Source organism: Curtobacterium sp. MCLR17_007, from assembly GCF_003234655.2.
GTDB lineage: Bacteria > Actinomycetota > Actinomycetes > Actinomycetales > Microbacteriaceae > Curtobacterium.
Genome location: NZ_CP126271.1, coordinates 3,231,752 through 3,251,525, shown reverse-complemented (window position 1 = coordinate 3,251,525; position 19,774 = coordinate 3,231,752). Strand labels below are relative to the sequence as shown.

Here is a 19,774-nt window from a genome sequence, read left to right as displayed (position 1 = left end):
AGGGTTGTTGCGCAAGTGGAGGGTGACGACGTGACGATGTCGAACGAGTACCTGATGCACATCGGCGAGGTCGCCGAGCGCACCGGGTTGAGTGTGAAGACGATCCGCGACTACGACGCCGCCGAGGTGCTGCACCCGTCCGGCCGCACCGAAGGCGGGTTCCGCCTGTACTCCGAGGACGACGTCGCCCGACTCCTGATGGTGCGGCGGATGAAACCGCTCGGGTTCTCTCTCGGGGAGGCCGGGATCCTGGTAGACGCGATGAAGATGCTCGACGAAGCGCAGCCCGACGTGGACCTGACCGCGGTCCGTTCGCGGGTCGCTGCGTTCATCCGGGACGCTGAGACACGACGAGGGCGCCTCCAGGAGCAGCTGCACATGGTCGACGAGTTCCTCGACGAACTCCGCGCGCACTGACCCGGGCGCGGGCGGCCGCTGGTACTCGCGTGCCGCTGGCCGATCAGCTGTGCAGTGCCGGGTGACGTGGGGCGCGGGCGAAGACGGAGACGACGGCGACGACTGCCGGCAGGATCGCGGCGACCAGCACCGGGGTGGTGTAGTCGCCGGCGACGTCGTGGCCGAGCGCGAGCAGCAGCGGCCCGAACGCGGTCGAGGCGAGGTTCGTGCCGGTCGCGACGCCGCGGATCACGCCGATGTTCGCCGTTCCGTAGTACCGGACGTACGCGGCGGCTTCGATGCCACGCAGGGCTCCGCCGGCGGCGCCGAGGACGAGCCCGTAGAGGACAGCGGTCCACCCGGTGTGCACGATCGGGAGCAGCAGGAGCGCGCCGGTGAGGGTCGTCATCGCGATGGTGACGCCGAACTTCGGCGGGATGCGGTCCGACAGCGCGCCCGTGAGCAGGGTCGCGGCGATGCCGGTGACGGTCTGCGGGAGGAAGTTCGCGGCCGCTTCCCCCGGGGTGAGGCCCTGCTCGCCGAGGACGGCGACCTGGTGGAAGGCCAGCGCGGTGCTGAGCATCCCGGACACCGCGAGCCCGGCAGCGATGGTCCAGAACATGCCCGTGGCGGCCGCTTCCCGGAGCGTCCACACCGGCCCGCCACCGGCAGCTTCCGCGGCCTTCCTGCCCTGGGCAGTGGCGGTTCGTCGCGGAAGGAGCAATCCGATCGGGATCACGACCGCGGCGACGACGACCGCCTCCACCCGCCACGCGACGTGGATGTCAGTGCCCGCGATCAGGGTCTCGACGAACACCGGCACCAGGGAGATCCCCCCGGAGCCGACCCCTGACGCGATCCCGAGCGCGAGGCCCCGTCGGTCGGCGATGCTGCGGGCGACGAGCGTCGTCGCGGCGAGCGAGAGCGCGCCCTGCCCGGCCATGCGCACACCGACGAACCCAGCCGTCAGGCCGACGATCCCCGCGACGAAGCTCAACGCGGCGAGGAACACGGCAAACGCGACCCCGATGAAGATCGTCATCCGCCGGACGCCCCACCGGTCCAACGCCCGACCCGTCAGTGGCAGCACGCACGCGCCCAGGAGGGTGCCGATGAGGTAGCTCGTCGACACCTCGGTGCGGGAGATCCCCAGTTCACGAATCAGCGGGTCCGTGAAGACCGACAGGCCGGCCGTCTGCCCTGGCGCGCTCATCACCGAGAGGACACCGCCGGCAGCGATCACGGCGACCCACGGCAGCCAGCCACGCATTCGCGTCGAACTCGTGCCGGTAGGCGTCGGTGTCAGGTCCGCTGGTGGGGCGGCGTCCGTGGTGGGAAGGGTGATCTCGGACGTGTTCGGGGAAGACGTGATGCCACGCTCGCTTTCACTCAGGGACTCCCGAACCCTACCGCTACGGAAAGGTTTGAGGGTTCAGGTGCAGGAGCCGCGGACGTGGCGGCGCTACGCTCGCCACAGCCCAGCAGGACCATGAAGGAGCGGCGGATGACGGAACAAGCGGCACCGACGACGATGCACATCGGCGAGCTCGCCGACCGCACTGGATTGTCGAACCGCACGATCCGTCACTACGACGAGGTCGGGCTGCTGCACCCGTCCGGTCGGACCGAGGGCGGCTTCCGGCTCTACACCGACACCGACCTCGCCCGACTGCTCATCATCCGCCGCATGAAGCCACTCGGCTTCACCCTCGAACAGATGGCCGAACTCCTCGCCGTCGTCGACGCCCTCGAAGCGGCGAACGACGACGCAGATCACGTACAACTGCGCGGGCAGCTCGACGAATACATCCGCGACACCGAAGAACGCCGCGCCAAGCTCGAACAGCACCTCGGCATGGCCGACGAGTTTCTCAGCATCCTCCGTCATCGGTAGGCACGAGGCCGTCCGGTAAGCCACCGGCTATCGAGACGGTTTTAGGGCTTACTGCCCCGCCGAGTTCGGGCGCTATGGTCAGGCTCCGGAGTGGACGGCGGCGTGGGGATGGACCACACGCCGGCACCGCGAACGCCCACCAAGCCCTCCGACACATTTGCCCCCGTACGACGTCGAACCTCGGTGGCGGCGACGTCGACACAGCAACGCCGATGGGGTCCATGGTGTTCTCCGTCATGGCGGCCCTCGCGCAGATGGAACTCGAGATCAAACGAGAACGGGTCCGCGACTCCGTCTCCAAACGCCGAACCGCCGGGAAGGACCTCGGTGGCCGACGCGCAGTGTTCACGGACAGTCAGGTCCGCGCCGCTATCCAGCTCCTCGATGCGGGCCAGCCAGCGTCCCAAGTCGCCCGCGACCTGGGCATGTCCCGAGCCACCCTGTATCGCCGCATCCGGCTGCTTCAATCAGGCGACACGAAGCGAAGCTAGAAGGACGACACCGAGCGAAGCTGCTCACAGCGTGTCGTGCAGCCGGCGTCTTGTCCGGATGACGATCGGTTTTCGGACGCGGTCGTCGTAAGCGTGCAATGCTCTCGACGTGCGCTACGGCCTGATGAACGAGTACGGCGTCGACTGGCCGTTCTGGAGCGAGGACGGGCCCTGTAATCAGGGCCGCCCGTCGCTTTCGACGCGGCTCGTTGACGAAGGACTGGCGTGGGCGGCCGACTTCAACGCCAACTACTCGGTCGACGCCGGCTGGCCGACCGAGGCTGCCTCGGCTCACACGAGCGCCAAGGCAGTCGCCTCCTCCAGCTAGTTCGACGTGAGCTGGAACCCGAGGATGAAGTGGTGTTCGACTACTGGGAGACGAACAGGCGCAAGGGCCTATAGCGGACGGTGTGGTGATGAGAGCTAGCCTGACGGCATGACTGCGACGACGCATGCGCACGGTAAGACGACGACGATCCCGGGTCTTCTCGTATTCACCGTCAGCAAGGTCGAGGACGACCGAGGCTGGTTTCAGGAGAAGTTCCACCGGGCGAAGCTGATCGAGGCCGGCTTACCCCGGGACTTCACGGTGGTGCAGACAAGCGTCGCCTTCAACAGGGAACGATCCACCCGTGGCTTCCACGCGGAGCCCTGGAACAAGTACGCGTCTCTGGTCGACGGTCGCGCATTCGCTGCGTACCTCGACCTGCGCGAGGGACCGACCTTCGGTACGTCGGTCAGCGTCGAGCTCGATGACGAGACCGCGGTGTTCGTTCCGGCCGGCGTTGCCAACTCCTATCAGTGCCTCACAGACCTTCACTACCTCTACAGCGTCGACCAGCACTGGTCATCAGAGGCGTATGACTCCGCGTCGTTCGTGAACTTGGCTGACCCGATGGCGGCCGTCCACTGGCCGATCCCACTCAACGAAGCGCTGCTTTCAGAGCGTGACCGCAACCACCCGATGCTCTCGGAGCTGCCCCGGAGCTGACCGGAGGCGCGCACCGTCCCGGAAGCCGATCCTCAAGTGGCCGCTGTGGGACCCATCATGGAGTCGCGGTTGACGGCGGGTTAGCGTGGTTTGGTGAGCGTGTTTGCGTCGACTGCCGAGTTCTACGGGGCGTACCGGTCCGACGTTCCCCCGATCGTGGCGCAGCGTCTCTCGGACGCGGCGCCCCCGGCGGGCCCCGACGGCGTGCGGCGGCTGCTGGACGTGGGAACCGGCACCGGGTTCGTCATCACCGCACTGGATGCGTACTTCGACGACGTGATCGGCGTGGACCCGGATCCGGACCTCCTCGCTGTCGCGTCGCGGTCGCTCTCCGCGCAGATCGAGCAGCGTCGGGTGACGCTCGTGCCCGGCACGGCCGAGGACTTCACCGTGCCCCCAGGGTGGCAGGCGCAGCTCGTGACCGTGTGCCGGGCGTTCCACTGGTTCGACCGGGCACGGTTCCTGGCACGGGCAGGGGACGTCCTCGCCCCGGGCGGCGTGCTCGCGGTCTTCGGGGACCGCAGCGTATGGGCGGCGAACGCTCCGTGGAAGACCGCGACCCTCGACGTCCTGCGCGAGTTCCTCGGAGAGGAACGCCGAGCAGGTGCCGGCACGTACCGGGCGCCGACCCACGACTACGCCGACGACCTCGTCGAAGCGGGCTACCGGGGAGTGGAGCGCGAGTCGGTCCCGGTGCGGCGGATCCGCACGGTGGAGAGCGTCATCGGGTACCTGCACTCGACGTCGTTCGCGTCCCTGACGGTGCTCGGCAACCGCGCGAGTGCGTTCGACGACCAGATCGCCGAGCGACTCGAACCGTTCGTCGACGCCGACGGTCTGCTCGTCGACGAGAACGAGTTCGACATCCTCACCGCACGACGCTGACCCGACAACGCCCGTTGCACCACAAGCCGATCGGTTGCCGAGACGAGGTTGGGTTGCCGGCGGTCGGTCGCAGATGCCAACCTTCTGCTGTGTCTGACTTGGATTGGTTCCCACGGGTCAGAATGGCAGATGCGCAGGATGCGCTCTTTGTGCGGCAACTCCGTCAGCACGCAACGGGTTGGCAGCGGCTCGGCCTGAGCGCGGAGCAGTCCGTCGCGCTCGAGATCGCCGTGCCGTTCGTAGGCGTTGAACTCCCTCACCTGACGACTGATCTCCGATGGCTGTGGGTCACATTCACGCACGACGGCGGCGGCTTCGTCGCCGAGTGCCGCTGGGGAGACGAGAAGCACTACGACGACGTCGGGCCAATCGACGGGAACCTCGATGTGCTCGAACCTGCCGGAGAGCACGGTGCCGAGCGCACGGCCGATCGTGTCTCTCAGTGGATCGTGCAGCAGGCGGGACGCATCGTTCGCCGTGATGACTGGGGTTGGCCGCTGCGCTTAACCCGGTGGGTCTTCCTCGACTCCGGGAAGGACCTTGACCGTTCGCATCTGGTGCCTCGTGCGGGCGGCAGAGCGCCGGTCCGAAGCAGCTTGGAAGGGTTCATGGCGGGAGACGACCAGCCGCCGTGCCCGGAGGACGTCAGCTTCGGCAGCTAGCCCTGCAACCCGTCCCGGTCGACGATCCGCTACCGAGACAGGGACGCGCAGTGCGAACTGTCTTGCTCGCGGCGTTGCGGTCTGCCAGCGTTGGCGCATGGGCGAGGACGTGACCACGCTGGGTCGAGTGCCCGGGTTCCGCCGGTACTGGTCTGCTGCGACCGTCTCGTCGTTCGGATCAGCGGTGAGCGCGGTGGCCGTACCCGTTCTCGTGGTGACGGTGCTGCACGCTAGCCCGTTCGAGGTGGGGTTGGTGAACGCTGCCCAGTTCCTGCCGTACGCGTTGTTCGGTCTGCTCGTCGGCGCGTACGTCGATCGGTTCCGGCGGAAGCCACTGCTGATCTGGGCGAGTGTCGGCCGTGGCGTGTGCCTCGGCGCGATCCCCGTCCTCTGGCTGACGGGACTCCTCAACCTCTGGGTGACGGCGGCGGCGTTGTTCGTGTTCGGCATCTTGTCCGTCGTGGGCTTCGCAGCCACGCAGTCGCTCCTGCCGAGGATTGTGCCGCGATCCCTCCTGCTGGCGGCGAATGCGCGGATCGATCAGAGTGACGCGGCAGCGCAGACGGTGGGCCCGGCTCTCGGAGGTGTGCTGGTCAGCATCGTGACCGCTCCGGTGGCAATAGCGCTCGATGCGGTGAGCTACTTCGTCGACGCTGTCCTCATCGCCCGGGTCCGTGTTGTCGAGCAGACGGCAGCACGCGTGGCGGGTGCGCGGCTGCGGAGCGACATCGCCGATGGTCTGCGGTGGACGTACGGTCATGCGACGCTCGCACCGCTGGCGCTGTCGACACATCTCTGGTTCCTCGCCAATGCCGCCGGATTGACGGTGTTCGCGACACTCGCGCTCCGCACCCTCGCGCTCCCAGCGGCCGTGTACGGGGCCATCCTCGCCGTCAGTGGCGTCGCGATGCTCCTCGGCGCCACTGCGGCGCCGCGCCTCGGCAACCGTTTCGGTTCCGGCCGGACGATCATCGCCGCTCGAGCCGCGTACCCGATCGCGTGGGCGGCCATCACGCTCGCCACCGTCGGCATCGGTGCTGCAGCCCCGGCAGCCACCGTCGTGATCTTGTTCGCCGCCTTCGCCGTGCACGGCGCTGCTGCAGGCTGCGAGAACGCGAACGAGATGAGCCTCCGCCAGACCGTCACACCCGACACACTCCTCGGCCGGATGAACGGCACGATGCGCAGCGCAAACAGGACCCTTGCGGCTGCGGGAGCAGTGGGTGGCGGCGCTCTGATGACCGTCGCTGGGGATGGCATCGCGCTGCTCGCGGTGACCGTCGTGTTCGCTGGCGCAGTCGTCGTGGCGATGTGCTCACCACTCAGGACGAACGCCGTTCGATAGAGGATCGGCTATCGAGACAAGTTCTCGCTGCTCGCGTTCCTAGCCAGAGCCCTTCGAGCAGGTAGATTCTGCTGCTGTCTGGCCTGTGATCGTCGAGGGGAGGGCAGTGGACGTGGCGGCCGTGCTCGGTGCAGCGGTCGCGGGCCCGTCCGACGGCGATTCGTGTGTGGCCGGAGCGGTCGATGACGGTGCAGAGGTGGATTTCGAGGGTGCTGTGCTGTCCGAGGACTGCTTCGTGGCACCTCCGCCGAGGGCTGAGTCGTTCAGGTTCGTCTTTGCGTCAGTCTGCAACGCGACGTTGAGTGCCTGAGCGGGTTGCTCGTCGACGATGAGGCGGTTGATGTCCGCCGGGTTGGGCAGGGTGGGGTACTGGACGAACAGCACCTTCGACAGGTCCATGCCTTTGAGGGTCAGGGCCAGGGAGACCATCGTGTCGGGGCTGGTGAGGTTGTCGCTGAGGATCATGTTCGAGAGCGCGGCCTGGGCGAGCTTGTAGAGCGTCACCGGGTTGGACAGCGCCCCGCCGGGTGCGAGCACCTTCCGGGCCAGTGCGGAGAGGAACACCTGCTGGTTGCTGATGCGTCCGAGGTCGCCGCCGTCTCCGACGCCGTGGCGGCTGCGCAGGAACGCTGAAGCGGTCTGCCCCTCGATGGGATGGATGCCGGGTTCGAGGTCGAGGCCCACGTACGGGTCGTGGATCGGTGTTGCGACGCAGACGTCGACGCCGCCGACCGCGGTCGACATGGCTGCCACACCGTCGAACTTGAGAATGCCGGCGAACTGCGCCTCGACACCGGTCAGGGACTGCACGGCTGCCACGACGCAGCGCAGACCGCCTTGGTTGCCGCCTCGGGCGAGGGCTTCGTTGAACATCGCCCGCTCCGCAGGTCGGGTCTGGCCAGAGTCCGTGTCGACGCACGCCGGCAGCTCCATGACGGTGTCACGCGGGATGCTGACGGCAGTCATCTGCTGATGGTCGGCGGAGATGTGGACCAGCATGGTGACGTCGTTGTTCAAGGTCCCCGGATCACCCTCAGTGGCCTCTGTCTGGCCCTGGCGGGTGTCGCTGCCGACAACGACGAAGTCGACGGCACCGCGGAGGGCGTCGGCACCGGTTCTACTGGGCTTGCCGGCGGCACCGATTCGGACCGTCTGCACCGAAGAGCCGAGACTCCCGACGGCGATTGCCGCGATGCTCGTGGCGCTCGTCACAGCGACGATGGCAGTGATGCCGAGCAGCTTCGCAGCTCCGAGCCAACTCGACCGGCGAGCGAGTCGCCCGTGTCGAACGCTCGCACCCTTGTCGGTTCGATGACGCATTTCGATCCCCCCTCGCCGCGAACGATAGCAACACGAGCAGCGGTCACGACCGACGGTGCCGTCCAGTCGGTGTCGGACCGCAGCAGACGAGAAGGGGTAAATCGTCTCGCTAAACCATCGACTACCGGGACACGACCACGGCCCACGTCGCCAGCACCTACCACGCCTGTGGACACACTCTCCCCCGCACGGCGTCGACCGTTCGTCATGTTCTCCGTACCCTGGCAATGTGAGCGATGACCCGATGCGCGACCTCCTCGAGGAGGCGACCACGACCGTCGCGGCCGGCGGCGACGTGAGGCGAGCAGTCGGCCTCATCAGCCTCCTGTCCTTCGTCACCACGAGCGCCGCCGTGGTGACGGTTGCCACCATCGCCCTCATCGTGTTCCTCTTCGTCCTGTCGCCGTTCGCCTTCCTGCTCGGCTTCGGACTACTGCTCGGGTGAACGGAGTTCGGAACTGGTCTGAGTCCGGCAGCGGATCGGCTACCGGACACCGTCTGACAGCTAGAACCCATCCCATAGGGTCACGTACATGACCGAGACGAAGCGGCGCAGCATCCTCGAACGAATCGTTGGGAAGCCCCTCCCGTGGCTTGCGTGGACCTGGGCCGCTCTGGCTGTGATTTGGATCGTTCTGGCCATCGTCGACCCGTCCGGATTCCACACGTTCATGGCGATCACGTGGTCAGTTCTCGCCATCGTCCAACTCAGCGCCGCCTACTACGCCCGCAAGCAGGAGCTTAGGCGAGCACCAACAGCCGAAGCCGACACCGCTGCACACTGATTCCACGTCTATGCCGCGTCCGGTAGACGATCGGCTACCGGGCAACGAGAGGGCGTCGGTAGTACACGTGCGACTGGTCGCGCTTGATCTCGATGAGACCGTTCTTCTCGAGGACACGTTGCGAGGGGATGTTCCCTAGTTCCGTGTCCGCGAGCGCAATCAGCGCTCCGCGCGTCGCGGCGTGCTGAAGTCCGAGCTGCACGGCTTCGCTCGCGAGTCCCGCGCCTCGGGCTGGGGGAACCAGGCCGTACCCGAACTCGACCGTTCCCTTGTCGTCCGGCGGACCGAAGAATCCGAAACCACCGATGGCGAGGCCATCCGACCGCCGCCGGACGAGGTACATGGTGAACTCCGGATCCGCTGCGGTCTCGGCAGCGAGGGCCCGGAGTGGGTCCAGTTCGTCGGCGAACGGGTACTCGGGGTGCCAGTCGTCACCGGGACGCTCGTCCCGCACGACGATGCGGCGCGCCATCGCCGGTGAGATCACCTGAAGCACAGTCCGGCTACCGACAAGTGTCATGCCCTGATGCTCTCAGACCACGCTGCCCGGTAGGCCAGCCAACCCGATAGAGGATCCACTACCGGTCATCCGGAGAGCGCTCTGTCAGTGCTTCTTGGGGTCGGTGCCGGCGAAGGTGGAGGGGTAGTCATCGAGCCATGCCCACCGCTTCACAGGCCAGGTGATGACGACGGCGCGACCAACGACATCGCCTTCTGGCACGAACCCCTTCGATGGCAAGTCTTGGTGATAGCGCGAGTCTCCAGATTCGTATCGGTTGTCGCCCATCACCCACAGCTTCCCTGTCGGCACCGTCACGTTGAAAGGGGTTCCGGACGCCGCCTGGCCTGCTTGCTTCCGCAGGTACGGCTCCGAGATGGGGACGCCGTTGACCTCCATCTGACCGAGCGCGTTGCAGCACTGGACATGGTCGCCAGGCAAGCCGATGATGCGCTTGATGAGGTGGTCATCGCCGTCGGCACCGAGACCAACCGCGCTGAGGGCCTTCGACAGCGCGGTCCGGGACTGAGTTGTCTGGCCCTCGATGGACTGTCCGGCTTCGAGCCACCCGCCGGGATCCCGGAAGACGACGACGTCGCCACGGTGCAGTGCCGCGCGCTCGTTGACGATCACACGGTCGTTGATCTGCAATGTGTTCTGCATCGAACCTGACGGGATGTAGAACGAACGGACCAGGAACGTCTTCACGAGGAACGACACCAGGAGCGCTACAAGCACGATGATGAGGAGGTCGCGAGCGAAACGCCAACCACTCGACTTCCGCTGGACGCGCCCCGCTGTTCGTTCCCCCACGACTGCAGCGTAAGCCCGGGCGACACGCGTCAGCGGTCCCGTGGGCTGAGAGAAACAGATGCATTTCGGCGTCCGGACGGTCTAGAGGAGCCCGTTGGCCCTCATGTCCCCAGCGGGTTCGTGGCACTGGACGCTCGGTCTTCAGCCCCTGCCGCGTCGACGTAGGAATCGTTCCTCGGATGTGCTTGCGCGCTGTCAACACGCGGCTTGTCCGGGAACGGAGCGCGCGTGGTCGAATCCGCTTCGCCATAGGCTGCGACCTCGATGACGACTGAGTCCCATCGGTACAGCTCGGTCCCTGCGGTTGGACGCTGCGAAGTGATGTAGATGAGCCCCGGCCAAGCGAGAGCGCCGATCGGCGGTCCATCCGGGTCCGGGTTCGCCAGCGTGACACCCGCATCGTACGCAAGGTCTCGCCCCACGTGGAAAGGCATCCCGACCACATTGGGAACGACGACGCGATCTGCGGCACGCTTCACGAGGTTCACGCTATGCCGAAGAGAGCTCATCCGGAAGTTGCGGCCGGGCGGGGACGTGTCCACTCAACGATCGCCTACCGGGCGGTCCTCGTCTGGACGAACAGGGAGAGGCCGAACACAAGCACTCCCAGCCCGAGCGGGGCAAGGATGACCAGGAACGGCGTCCCCGCTCCTTCGGCAGCGAGCATCATCGCGACCCAGAAGAACGCGATGATGCCCGTTCCCGCACTCACCGCCCCGAAAGTGATCGCAGTGCCCCATCGCGACGCGTCCGAAGACAACGGGACGACCAGCAGACTGCAGACGAGTGCTCCGACGATGCCCGGCACGATGCAGGACCAGAACGCAGCGTCCGCCGAAGCCCATTGGTCAGGGCCTGCTCCCGTCCAATGCACGGGCACGCGAGAAGGAGGGTCTGTCCATGCCAGGCGGAGAGCGATCACTGACGCTGGAGCAAGCCAGGCCAGCAGCGCAGCCATGCCAAGCGCAGCACTCACGCGCGACCGTGGCTTGATGACGCCAGAACTCGACACTCCTGCACGGTATCGCTGCCAGACGTGCCCGGTAGCCGATCGGCTATCGAGACGGCTTGGACGTTCGCTTTGGCGTCGAGTTGCCGAAAGCCTTCGGTCAGTCCCTGCGGTTCGATCGGCCGGACACCGAAGTGTTCGTTCGCACGTTCTTGCGCCGCGTCGGATGACCTTTGGGCGCTCGGGCGGCAGCACAGAGTTCGGCCTGCAGTCGTCGCGCGGCCCGGTGATCCAGACTCTCCGCGACGAGGACGTCGATGAGGTCTGCGACTGCGGCCGTGAGCGCGGGACTGCTGGCTTGCTGACCGATCGAGGGGAGCGCGGCGTCCAACGCATCTGTCAGAGCGGTTCGGTGCTCGTCCGAGCCGAGCCGCGGCACCGCGTGGGTGAACGACGCCACGAGGAGCGCGGTTGTGTCGACCTGCCGTGTCTGCACCGATGCCAGGACGAGTGTCCCGAGCCCGTGGAGTACCTGCTTGATTGCTCCGTCTGTGTAGACGACGGGGAGCGGTTCGCCTTTCTTCTTGGACGTGTCGAGGGTTTGTTCCTCCGCAGTGGCCCACTGGGCGAGTAAGTCGCGAAGCTGATGGATCGCGGCACTTGCGACGAGGGGGCTCTGCCCACATGCTCCGGTCCACGCGATGTTGTGCAGCTGATCGATCGAGTACCCCGAGTCGACTTCCACTCGCCGAGAGTCGTCCAGCGTGACAGCGGCCCGTGTGTCGGCATCGAACCGGTCGTCGTCCGCGCCGACCCCCACGAGGCTGGCCAGTGACTCGCCGAGCGCGACGTAGGTGCCGAGCAGGCAGGGCAGGAACACCTCCACGTCCGGGCCTGCCGACCGCGCGACCGAGGCAAGGGCGCGGGGATCGATGTCCACGACGTAACCGCCGGTCCTCGCCGTGACGACGCGTGCTGCTGAACCGGGGTCGGTGCGGCGCGTCTTCCGCGTGCCCGTCAAGAGCAGCATCTCACTCTTGTGGGCGCGGAGCGCGAGGTCGTGGATCGAACGCACGACGCTCTCAGGCCGCATCTGGTCGACAGTGGAGTAGATGAGCAGCAACAACGCGACCAAGCACCCTGCGGTCAGCACCAAAACGGCGAACGCGCCGATGACCGGTGGTGAGCCGGAACCTGCGCAGGCGAGGACGATGAACGAGAACGCCGTCGCTCCGACGAAGTAGCCGACGTACACCTGGTTCGCGCGGCGCCGGAGGTACTGATCGAAGACCACCGCGCCGAGGAAGCTCGAGGTCTGCTGCACCGCGATCAGCAGCACCGTGAACGTGATCGACGTGATGGTCATCAGGCTCGCAGCGACCACGCCGACGAACGCGGTCGCACCAGACGCCGGGATCATCGCCGCGACGATCCTTCGGACCCCTGGCGCCGCTCCTTGGTTGTCCCAGAACGCAAGCAGTGCGGCCGCGCAACAGAACAGCACCGCGATGATGAGTGGGAGCGCCAAGAACTCCGAGAAGCCGCGCCGGAGCCGCCCGACTTTGAACAGTTTGCCGATGAACACGTGTTGCATCGCGACCTCCTCTGCCCGGTCCCACACGACGCCACCGGCGCTGAGGGTCGTAACAGGTCCGCGCAGATCACACCGACGGGCAGAGGAGCTCGTAAGGGGACTTCTCTGCCTGACCGGTTGGTAGGACGCGCGGCCGTCCGGTAGCCGATCCGCATCGAACGGGCCGATCGCCGCTGGCGGTAGACCCCATGGCTCGGAGCCGCCGGTACCGCACGGGCTTGGTCAGCGGTCCATGCCGAGCGCGGACTCGATCCGGCTGATCGTCCGGCGCATCGCGTACTCGTCTTGTGCCGGCTGGTCGTCGGCCACCCACATGTGGACCGCTCCAGGACCCGACGTCCTGGGTGCGAGGCGGACCACTATCCCCCATCGATACGCGACACCGCGCGGCGTGGGCTCCCTGAACACGTCGAAGCCAAGCACCTCTGAACGGAGGGCGATCGGGGTCCCGTGCTCGTCGTTGCGCGTCGACCAGTGCGTGATGCCCGTCCGGTCGAAGCCGAGGTCGCACGGGAACCAGACGCGCAGTCTGGGGCTCCAGGCCGTGAGGTCGGTGGCCGTCGATTCTGTCGCGTGCGCGGTGACGAACACGGTACCGGGATGGGCCTCTGCCTTCTGCCGTAAGCGCGCCCGCCGGCGGTGGTTGACCTCGGTGGTGACGCAGGCGACCCCGAACCCGAACGTGATGAGCAAGCCGAGACGGAGCTCGGTGGACAGTGCCCGTCCCTCGTCGGTACCGATCAAGACCGCGAGGACGATCGTCGCGGCGCCGAAGACGACGGTGATGGCGGCGAGGAGGATCGTCGACGGGCGCACGGCTCGACGATGCCAGAACCCGCGGTGCAGTGGAATGCTCACACCGTCACAGTGAGCACTGCGCAGAGGATAGCGGCCACAGCGACGTGCAGCAGCAGGAGTGTCGGCGCAGACCCGTCTCGAGCGAGAGTGAGAGGCCCGATCAGCGACACAGCCCCGATCCCGGCCGCAACCATCAGCCAGGCCCGTTCCCACCCGGAGGCCCACCGGGCACCACCGCGCGGCTTGCCCAGGCCAAAAGGCCGACCGCAGCAGTCACGACGAGAACCTGGACGAGTCCGATCGTCGCGCCGCCTGCGACCGGCTCATGCCCCATCGCGACGGCGCCGATCGCCCAGCGCGCGCCCGCCGCACTCGTATTTACTTGCGTGAGTAATAAGATGCTCGTGGAGCAGTGGCACGTCACGTTGCTTGGTCGATAGGAGGACCTCGGATGACACCAGCCTCATCGCCCAGCGCCGCCGCGCTCAGACGCCGATCGCAGATCATCCGTGCCACCATCGCGGTGATCGCCGACGTCGGGTACGCACGCTGCTCGTTCGCGGAGATCGCCGATCGCGGAGGTCTCAGCAGCACCCGCCTGATCTCGTACCACTTCGACGACCGCGACGCGTTGATGCGCGCAGTCGCGTCGACGATCGTCGACGACCTCGCGGTTGCGGTCACAGCGGCGATGCGGCGAGCAACGTCGCCACGCGACGCTGTGCACGCCTACCTGCGCGCGAACGTCGCCTTCGCCGACACCCACCGGCCTGAGGTGATCTCGCTCGCGGCCCTGCTGTTCGCCGGGCGCCTTCCAGCCGACGGCAGCGATGTCGATGCGACGCAGCAGACCATCGCTTCGTTGATCGCAGCCGGCGTCGAGGAGGGCGAGTTCCGCGGCGTCGACCCGGTCATCGCGGCAGATGTCCTGCAGCGCACGGTCGAGGGGGTCTTCCTCCGACTGCACCGGGCGCCCGACGCGGACCTGTCGGATCTCGGTGACGGCCTGGTCGCGTTCTTCGACTCCGGACTCGGCACCACGGATCACGACCGGGTTGCGCGGGAATCGTCCTGATGGCGCCGTCCGTTCGGCAGCGGCTCGCGGCGCAGTCGTCACGCACCGCCCTCGTCGTCACCATCGTGACAGCAGCCGTGAGCGTCGCGGCGGTTGTCCACCCATCCCTCACCGCGGTGATGATCCGCGACGGGGAGCTCGTGCGCGCCGGACAGTGGTGGCGGCTCGTCACGTCGATCCTCGTCCAGCCCGACGGCTGGGGGCAGTTCGCATTCAACCTGCTGGGGATCGCTGTGGTGGGATCAGCACTCGAGCAGCGGCGGTCGGAACGGGTGTGGCTCCTGACGTACCTGGTCGCAGGCGTCGGGAGTGGGCTCGTCCTCGCGCTGCTCCTCCCCGAGCAACGCGATGGTGGTGCCTCGGACTGCGTCGCGGGCCTGATCGGCGCGCTCGTCGTCGTGCGGGTCCTGGACCGCACCACCCCCACCGGTCCCGGGGGCTTGCGCGACACCGTCGCGGTCGCGTACAGCGCGTTCTTCTGCGCCTACCTGACACTGCTCGACCTCGGCGGCGTCTGGCCCGCGATCGTCGCTGGCGACGCAGCGGTCGCTGTCGCACTGACCGCCTCGCACCGCTTCGGTGCTGTCCGGACCGCCTTCGGTCTGCTGGTCCTGGTCGCGGTCGCCGGCGGCGTCATGACGGCGCGGATCGACGGCCACGGGATCGGGCTCCTCACCGGTGCCCTCCTCGCCGTCACCATCGCGCGGACACAGCCACGGCGTCCGACGACCGCCGCTGTCACGTGAGATGAGGCGCATCGAGAGCCGGTCACGACGGCGACCGCACGGACATCCGACGGACGGGGAGAAGCGGCGTCCTCCAGGCGACGGTCTGTCTGGTCCAGGTCGCACACCAGAAGCGGCGTCGCTCTTCAGCGACACTGGCGGGCACGGTGCTCGGTGCGAGGCGCCCTGACTGCGCTGGTCGACGACGAGTACGACGCCGTCGCACGACGGGACAGCGATGCTCATCGGAGTCCGACGGTGTCCGTCGCCCAGAACGCTTCCGGGTAGACCAGCGTCCCGGTCATCCACGGCTCGTACGCGGCGAGGGTCCGGACCTGGAACGCCGGCTCCGGGATCCGGACAGACGGCGACCGGAACCCGCGTGAGGTCGCTGGCGCGAAGCCCGACGCGACGTAGTACCCAGGGTCTCCCTCGAGGAAGACGGCGGGGCTCAGCGCATCCTCGCTGTCCTCGACCGCGTGTTCGATGAGTCGACGGCCGATGCCCTGACGTTGCCGATCGGGCGCGACCGCGAGCGGACTCAGCACACGAACGGTCACCAGGGACGCCGACGCGTCCAACCATCCTCGTGACAGCATCACGTGCCCGACGAGCTCCCCGTCGTCGTCCTCGGCGACGAGCTCCAGCACTGCCGCTCCGGTCCTGCGCAGAGCGTGCACGAGCGGGATCACGTGGTCGGCATGGTGTCCGAACGCCGCTGTCTCGACCGCATCGATCGGGCCGACGTCGTCGCCGGTGGCCGGACGTGTCTGCGCACCGAGTGCCCCGGTCATGCCGTCGCCTCGCCATCCGGTCGGGCCGCGCTGTTCGACGTCGGATCGCTGTCGCGGACGCCGCCCCGGACGGGGTCGTCGGACGGTTCGCCGGGCTGCGCTGTGCCCAGGAGGAACACGGTGGCGACCTGGTGGGAGCAGCTGATCGGGTCCGCTTCCGGGTGCGCCTGCAGGTGGGCGATCATGCCGTCGATGAGCGCCTGGTAGGTCACCGCGAACAGGCGCACGTCCCCGGCCCGGATGGACCCTTCGGACTGGCCGCGGGCGAGGAGGGCCGCATGCTCGGCGTGGATGTCCTCGTAGTCGAGCATCGTGATGCGCCGTCGGCCATCGGGCGAGCGGAGGTTGTGGACGATCTGGTCGAGTGCCTCGATCTCGTGCCGGTGGGTCCGGGTGAACATCGCTGTCCGCGCGAAGACCGCCCGGATCACCTGGTCAGCAGGAGCTGTGACGTCCACGTCAGCGACCAGTCCAGCCCGCAACTGACCGGCGAGCAACGTGACCGCTTGGTGCATGAGGTCGGCGCGGTCGCGAAAGTAGTGCCAGAGGAGACCCTTGGACACGCCGGCGCGCTGGGCGATCTCGGTCAGGGTCGCGTTCGCGTACCCGGATTCCGCGATGAGCGCGGTCGTGGCGCTGATGATCTCCTGCCGTCGCTCATCGGGACTCCGACGTTTCCGGTTGTCGGCGCTGTCACGGACTGACGTCTCCATCGGTCAACGACTCCGGACGGCCCACCGCGTGACGTCCAGCACGATGCCGACCATCAGCACGGCGATGACGACCATCTCGAGCCGCATCCATCCGGGCACGAACGACGGGATGAGCGCCTCGACCACGTTCACCAGGAACAGCACGGCGGCGATCAGCCCGAGGGCGCGAACGGCGGCCCGCTTCCCCGCGCGAGCGCCGCGAAGTCGAAGCGGGAGGACAACGGCGAACACCGCGACGACCACGGCGTGCCCCCACGCGTTCGCGCTCGCATCCGGCGGCGCAACGGCGCTGAGCACGAGCAGTGCCACCAGTGTCAGAGCGACGATGACGACGTACGACCACACGAGCACACCGGAGGCTCTCAGGATGGCAGCTCCGTCTCGCACCACTGTCTTGACCACGTGGTCAACTTAAGGCGAACTGACCGAACGGTCAACAAGTGGTGTCGTTCCCGACCTTTGGTCCTGCGGACGGGAGGAGCGCGGGGACCCGGCCCCGCTCCTCCCGTCCGTCGTGACGTCCGCCCGGTGCCGGACCCGACTCGGGCCACGACCGCACCCCCGCACTCAGCGCGACGCCGCCTCCGGCACCGCCCCGCCCCACCCGTTGAACCCGCCGAACACGACCCGCACCGGGACGGCCTGTGCCCGGTCGGTCACGTACCGGTACACGCCTCCCGGACGCCCCAGCCACAGCACGCGCGCCGGCGTCGTGGCCGTCGCCGTCGTCCGGAGCTCCACCACGTACTGCCCGGAGGGGATCTGGAACTGCGCCGTCTGCTCGTCGTCGAGCAGCGTCGAGAACCGGGTCGAGAACGACGCCCCCGTCGCCGCGTCCGTCACGACGACGCTCGCGCCACTGAGCTGCGGCGACGGTTTACGGGATGTCGAGGCCGCGAAGACGGTCAGGTCGTAGTCACTGTGCGCGTAGTGCCGCGACAACGTCACCTGCGACGCCGGGATCGTCCCACGCTGCTGGTACACCCGGGTCTTCCACACGGCGGGCGACGCCGTTCCGCTGGCGTACGCCTCGATGCGGTACGGACCGGTGCTCAACCCGACGAACCGGTACTGGCCCGCGCTGTCGGAGGTCGTCCGGAACACCTGCGAGGTGTCCTCGTTCCAGGCGTACATCAGCCGTCCGGCAGCGGGACCCGACGGTCCGACCACCCCGCCCTGCACGGTGGCGCCGAGCACGAGCGGCACGGTGACCGTCACCGTCGAACCACCGCGGACCGCGATGCCCGAACGGAGTCCGGGCGCGTAGGTCTCCGCCCCGTGCGGCGGGAGTTGCCGTGTGGTGACCGTGACCGTGTCCGGGACCGGGATCCCGGTGAACGTCGCGGTGCCGTCGGCGTCGGTGGTCGCGTTCCCGACGACGACGTCGGTCCCGATCGCTGCGAGCTCGACGTCCGCCAGCCGGATCGCGGTGCCGTCCGGCGTTGCGAGCTGCACCTCGATCGAGCCCGTCTCGGCTGCGGCCGCTGGCGGTGCCAGGCCGAGCAGCGTGGCTGCGGCCAGCGCCGCCACCAGTGTCGTCCCGATGATCTGTCGCATCGCGTCCCCGCCCGCCGGTCAAGTGATGGGTGGGACTGTACGCCTGCAGCTGCCGGCCCGCGGGCGGGGTCCACCATCGTGTTTCCCGATGGCTCCCGCCCGGTGTTCGGGCTTTCCCCCCGCCGCTCGACCCGCCACGCTGATCGCATGCTGCTCTCACCCCGCTTCACCGCTCGACACAGCGATCGCTTCCGGTTCGTCAAGGCGCCCGGCGTCGACGAGCCCGAGGCGCAGCGCGACCCCGCGGTCGTCGCCACGGTGAGCCGGATGCTCGGCGACATCGAGCGCGACGGCATGGACGCGATCCGCCGGTACGCCCGCGAGCTCGACCGCCAGGACGCCCCCGTGGAACTCACCGCCGCGCAGATCGCCGCGAGCGGGGACCGCCTGGCCCCGGACCTCCGCCAGGCCATCGAACTCGGCTCGGCCCGGACGAAGCAGTTCGCCGCGATGCAGCGCGAGCACCTGGTGGACTTCGAGGCGGAGCTCGTCGAGGGCGTCGTGGTCGGCCAGCGCTACGTGCCGGTCGGCAGCGTCGGCGCCTACCTGCCCGCCGGCCGGTTCCCACTCACGGCGAGCGCGTTCATGACGGTCGGCGTCGCGAAGGTGGCCGGCGTGCCGACGGTGGTCGCGTGCACCCCACCGCAGCCCGACGGCGGTGCGAACGACGCGGTGGCCTACGCGGCGCACCTGTCCGGCGTCGACCGGCTGTTCGTGCTCGGGGGAGTGCAGGCCCTGGCCGCGATGGCGTTCGGCCTGCTGGACGCCGACCTCGACCCCGTGGACATGATCGTCGGCGCGGGCAACGCCTTCGTGGCCGAGGCGAAGCGGCAGCTGTTCGGGACGGTCGCGATCGACCTGCTCGCCGGGCCGAGCGAGGTCGCGGTCATCGCGGACGACTCGGCGGACGCGGAGATCGTCGCCGCGGACCTGCTGGGACAGGCCGAGCACGGACCGAACTCCCCGGCAGCGCTCGTCACGACCTCCGAGCGCCTGGCGCACGAGGTCGTCGCCGCGGTCGACCGGCAGCTCCCGACCCTCTCGACGGAGCCGATCTGCGGGCCCGCGTGGCGCGACCACGGCTCGGTGGTGCTGGTCCCGACCCGCGAGGACGCCGTGCTCGTCATGGACGAGTTCGCCCCGGAGCACCTCGAGGTGCAGACCACCGAGGACGACTGGTACCACGACCACCTGTCGAACTACGGGTCGCTGTTCCTCGGTCACTGGAGCACCGTCGCCTACTCGGACAAGGGCATGGCGGGGACGAACCACACCCTGCCCACCGCCGGTGGCGCCAAGCACAGCGCCGGGCTGTCCGTGTCGCGGTACCTGAAGCCGCTGACCTACCAGCGCATCGCCCGCGAGGCGACGCCCGAGGTCGCCCACGCCGTCGACGTCATCTCGACGAGCGAGGGCATGAGCGCACACCGCGCGACCGCGACGATGCGCCTGGACACGTTCGCCCCGGTGCACACGTCCGCCGACTGA

General features: G+C 68.2%; 25 protein-coding genes and 1 pseudogene. 13 read left to right on the top strand and 13 right to left on the bottom strand.

Annotated elements, in window-relative coordinates:
• Positions 1–36 precede the first annotated feature (36 nt).
• Positions 37–417, top strand: a complete 381-nt coding sequence (locus DEJ13_RS15335; RefSeq protein ID WP_111106527.1) for a MerR family transcriptional regulator — start codon at positions 37–39, stop codon at positions 415–417.
• A 43-nt stretch (positions 418–460) separates the two neighbouring features.
• Here the strand turns inward: DEJ13_RS15335 and DEJ13_RS15330 are convergent, their stop codons facing one another.
• The gene (locus DEJ13_RS15330) at positions 461–1,666 is read right to left on the bottom strand and encodes an MFS transporter (RefSeq protein ID WP_258374055.1); all 1,206 of its coding nucleotides are present in this window, start codon (positions 1,664–1,666) and stop codon (positions 461–463) included.
• 234 nt (positions 1,667–1,900) lie between these two features.
• Between DEJ13_RS15330 and DEJ13_RS15325 the strand changes: the two genes are divergently transcribed.
• The 7 genes and pseudogenes from DEJ13_RS15325 to DEJ13_RS15295 all read left to right on the top strand — a co-directional run bounded on the left by DEJ13_RS15325 (position 1,901) and on the right by DEJ13_RS15295 (position 6,664).
• A complete protein-coding gene (locus DEJ13_RS15325; RefSeq protein ID WP_111106424.1) occupies positions 1,901–2,290 on the top strand; it encodes a MerR family transcriptional regulator in 390 nt (129 codons plus the stop codon).
• Between the two features lie 176 nt (positions 2,291–2,466).
• Positions 2,467–2,781: pseudogene (locus DEJ13_RS15320) on the top strand (helix-turn-helix domain-containing protein); the annotation flags it as partial.
• 109 nt (positions 2,782–2,890) lie between these two features.
• Complete coding sequence (locus DEJ13_RS15315) at positions 2,891–3,109, top strand: hypothetical protein (RefSeq protein ID WP_111106426.1); 219 nt, start codon at positions 2,891–2,893, stop codon at positions 3,107–3,109.
• Between the two features lie 108 nt (positions 3,110–3,217).
• The gene (locus tag DEJ13_RS15310; RefSeq protein WP_111106427.1) at positions 3,218–3,772 is read left to right on the top strand and encodes a dTDP-4-dehydrorhamnose 3,5-epimerase family protein; all 555 of its coding nucleotides are present in this window, start codon (positions 3,218–3,220) and stop codon (positions 3,770–3,772) included.
• Between the two features lie 93 nt (positions 3,773–3,865).
• Positions 3,866–4,657, top strand: coding sequence for a class I SAM-dependent methyltransferase (locus tag DEJ13_RS15305; RefSeq protein WP_181436972.1), 792 nt, complete (start codon positions 3,866–3,868; stop codon positions 4,655–4,657).
• A 122-nt stretch (positions 4,658–4,779) separates the two neighbouring features.
• Positions 4,780–5,319 (top strand): hypothetical protein, encoded by a 540-nt coding sequence (locus DEJ13_RS15300; protein WP_111106429.1) that lies wholly within the window; start codon positions 4,780–4,782, stop codon positions 5,317–5,319.
• 97 nt (positions 5,320–5,416) lie between these two features.
• A complete protein-coding gene (locus tag DEJ13_RS15295) occupies positions 5,417–6,664 on the top strand; it encodes an MFS transporter (protein WP_111106430.1) in 1,248 nt (415 codons plus the stop codon).
• 39 nt (positions 6,665–6,703) lie between these two features.
• On the opposite strand, the gene DEJ13_RS15290 is transcribed toward DEJ13_RS15295, so the two are convergent.
• Positions 6,704–7,876 (bottom strand): LCP family protein, encoded by a 1,173-nt coding sequence (locus tag DEJ13_RS15290; protein WP_181436973.1) that lies wholly within the window; start codon positions 7,874–7,876, stop codon positions 6,704–6,706.
• Positions 7,877–8,213: 337 nt separating this feature from the next.
• On the opposite strand from DEJ13_RS15290, the gene DEJ13_RS15285 reads away from it, so the two are divergent.
• A complete protein-coding gene (locus DEJ13_RS15285) occupies positions 8,214–8,429 on the top strand; it encodes a hypothetical protein (protein ID WP_181436974.1) in 216 nt (71 codons plus the stop codon).
• Between the two features lie 88 nt (positions 8,430–8,517).
• Positions 8,518–8,769, top strand: a complete 252-nt coding sequence (locus DEJ13_RS15280; RefSeq protein WP_111106432.1) for a hypothetical protein — start codon at positions 8,518–8,520, stop codon at positions 8,767–8,769.
• Between the two features lie 34 nt (positions 8,770–8,803).
• On the opposite strand, the gene DEJ13_RS15275 is transcribed toward DEJ13_RS15280, so the two are convergent.
• From DEJ13_RS15275 to DEJ13_RS18150, 7 genes are all read right to left on the bottom strand, one after another.
• A complete protein-coding gene (locus tag DEJ13_RS15275) occupies positions 8,804–9,289 on the bottom strand; it encodes a GNAT family N-acetyltransferase (protein ID WP_111106433.1) in 486 nt (161 codons plus the stop codon).
• A gap of 84 nt (positions 9,290–9,373) precedes the next feature.
• Positions 9,374–10,081: a signal peptidase I gene (gene lepB, locus DEJ13_RS15270; RefSeq protein WP_181436976.1), complete on the bottom strand. Its 708-nt coding sequence runs from the start codon at positions 10,079–10,081 to the stop codon at positions 9,374–9,376.
• Positions 10,082–10,182: 101 nt separating this feature from the next.
• A complete protein-coding gene (locus tag DEJ13_RS15265; RefSeq protein WP_146245197.1) occupies positions 10,183–10,560 on the bottom strand; it encodes a PASTA domain-containing protein in 378 nt (125 codons plus the stop codon).
• Positions 10,561–10,634: 74 nt separating this feature from the next.
• Positions 10,635–10,793, bottom strand: coding sequence for a hypothetical protein (locus DEJ13_RS15260; protein ID WP_181436978.1), 159 nt, complete (start codon positions 10,791–10,793; stop codon positions 10,635–10,637).
• A 397-nt stretch (positions 10,794–11,190) separates the two neighbouring features.
• Positions 11,191–12,624 carry a DUF2254 family protein gene (locus tag DEJ13_RS15255; protein ID WP_146245198.1) on the bottom strand — a complete coding sequence of 478 codons (1,434 nt, stop codon included), beginning with the start codon at positions 12,622–12,624 and terminating at the stop codon, positions 11,191–11,193.
• Between the two features lie 222 nt (positions 12,625–12,846).
• Complete coding sequence (locus DEJ13_RS15250; RefSeq protein WP_146245199.1) at positions 12,847–13,482, bottom strand: hypothetical protein; 636 nt, start codon at positions 13,480–13,482, stop codon at positions 12,847–12,849.
• A complete protein-coding gene (locus DEJ13_RS18150) occupies positions 13,479–13,673 on the bottom strand; it encodes a DUF6069 family protein (RefSeq protein ID WP_349815055.1) in 195 nt (64 codons plus the stop codon). Before DEJ13_RS18150 ends, DEJ13_RS15250 begins: the two co-directional genes overlap by 4 nt.
• Before the next feature lie 161 nt (positions 13,674–13,834).
• Here DEJ13_RS18150 and DEJ13_RS15245 point away from each other — a divergent pair, with 161 nt between their 5' ends.
• A complete protein-coding gene (locus tag DEJ13_RS15245; RefSeq protein WP_284158104.1) occupies positions 13,835–14,497 on the top strand; it encodes a TetR/AcrR family transcriptional regulator in 663 nt (220 codons plus the stop codon).
• On the top strand, positions 14,497–15,243 hold the full coding sequence (locus DEJ13_RS15240; protein WP_111106439.1) for a rhomboid family intramembrane serine protease: 747 nt from the start codon (positions 14,497–14,499) through the stop codon (positions 15,241–15,243). The genes DEJ13_RS15245 and DEJ13_RS15240 overlap by 1 nt, the downstream gene beginning before the upstream one ends.
• Before the next feature lie 221 nt (positions 15,244–15,464).
• Here the strand turns inward: DEJ13_RS15240 and DEJ13_RS15235 are convergent, their stop codons facing one another.
• The 4 genes from DEJ13_RS15235 to DEJ13_RS15220 form a co-directional block, all read right to left on the bottom strand.
• The gene (locus DEJ13_RS15235; protein ID WP_111106440.1) at positions 15,465–16,016 is read right to left on the bottom strand and encodes a GNAT family N-acetyltransferase; all 552 of its coding nucleotides are present in this window, start codon (positions 16,014–16,016) and stop codon (positions 15,465–15,467) included.
• Positions 16,013–16,729, bottom strand: a complete 717-nt coding sequence (locus tag DEJ13_RS15230) for a TetR/AcrR family transcriptional regulator (RefSeq protein ID WP_111106441.1) — start codon at positions 16,727–16,729, stop codon at positions 16,013–16,015. The genes DEJ13_RS15235 and DEJ13_RS15230 overlap by 4 nt, the downstream gene beginning before the upstream one ends.
• 3 nt (positions 16,730–16,732) lie before the next feature.
• A complete protein-coding gene (locus tag DEJ13_RS15225; RefSeq protein WP_146245200.1) occupies positions 16,733–17,131 on the bottom strand; it encodes a hypothetical protein in 399 nt (132 codons plus the stop codon).
• A 165-nt stretch (positions 17,132–17,296) separates the two neighbouring features.
• Positions 17,297–18,286, bottom strand: a complete 990-nt coding sequence (locus DEJ13_RS15220; RefSeq protein ID WP_146245201.1) for a carboxypeptidase-like regulatory domain-containing protein — start codon at positions 18,284–18,286, stop codon at positions 17,297–17,299.
• Between the two features lie 147 nt (positions 18,287–18,433).
• On the opposite strand from DEJ13_RS15220, the gene hisD reads away from it, so the two are divergent.
• The gene (gene hisD / locus DEJ13_RS15215; protein WP_111106444.1) at positions 18,434–19,774 is read left to right on the top strand and encodes a histidinol dehydrogenase; all 1,341 of its coding nucleotides are present in this window, start codon (positions 18,434–18,436) and stop codon (positions 19,772–19,774) included.

Bases quoted from the DNA above. Each gene is read 5' to 3' on its own strand.
- DEJ13_RS15255 (WP_146245198.1), bottom strand. From the start codon at position 12,624: ATGCAACACGTGTTCATCGGCAAACTGTTCAAAGTCGGGCGGCTCCGG.
- DEJ13_RS15230 (WP_111106441.1), bottom strand. From the start codon at position 16,729: ATGGAGACGTCAGTCCGTGACAGCGCCGACAACCGGAAACGTCGGAGT.
- DEJ13_RS15220 (WP_146245201.1), bottom strand. From the start codon at position 18,286: ATGCGACAGATCATCGGGACGACACTGGTGGCGGCGCTGGCCGCAGCC.
- DEJ13_RS15310 (WP_111106427.1), top strand. From the start codon at position 3,218: ATGACTGCGACGACGCATGCGCACGGTAAGACGACGACGATCCCGGGT.
- DEJ13_RS15240 (WP_111106439.1), top strand. From the start codon at position 14,497: ATGGCGCCGTCCGTTCGGCAGCGGCTCGCGGCGCAGTCGTCACGCACC.
- DEJ13_RS15325 (WP_111106424.1), top strand. From the start codon at position 1,901: ATGACGGAACAAGCGGCACCGACGACGATGCACATCGGCGAGCTCGCC.
- DEJ13_RS15280 (WP_111106432.1), top strand. From the start codon at position 8,518: ATGACCGAGACGAAGCGGCGCAGCATCCTCGAACGAATCGTTGGGAAG.
- DEJ13_RS15235 (WP_111106440.1), bottom strand. From the start codon at position 16,016: ATGACCGGGGCACTCGGTGCGCAGACACGTCCGGCCACCGGCGACGAC.
- DEJ13_RS15295 (WP_111106430.1), top strand. From the start codon at position 5,417: ATGGGCGAGGACGTGACCACGCTGGGTCGAGTGCCCGGGTTCCGCCGG.
- hisD (WP_111106444.1), top strand. From the start codon at position 18,434: ATGCTGCTCTCACCCCGCTTCACCGCTCGACACAGCGATCGCTTCCGG.
- DEJ13_RS15300 (WP_111106429.1), top strand. From the start codon at position 4,780: ATGGCAGATGCGCAGGATGCGCTCTTTGTGCGGCAACTCCGTCAGCAC.
- DEJ13_RS15335 (WP_111106527.1), top strand. From the start codon at position 37: ATGTCGAACGAGTACCTGATGCACATCGGCGAGGTCGCCGAGCGCACC.
- DEJ13_RS15275 (WP_111106433.1), bottom strand. From the start codon at position 9,289: ATGACACTTGTCGGTAGCCGGACTGTGCTTCAGGTGATCTCACCGGCG.
- DEJ13_RS15330 (WP_258374055.1), bottom strand. From the start codon at position 1,666: ATGCGTGGCTGGCTGCCGTGGGTCGCCGTGATCGCTGCCGGCGGTGTC.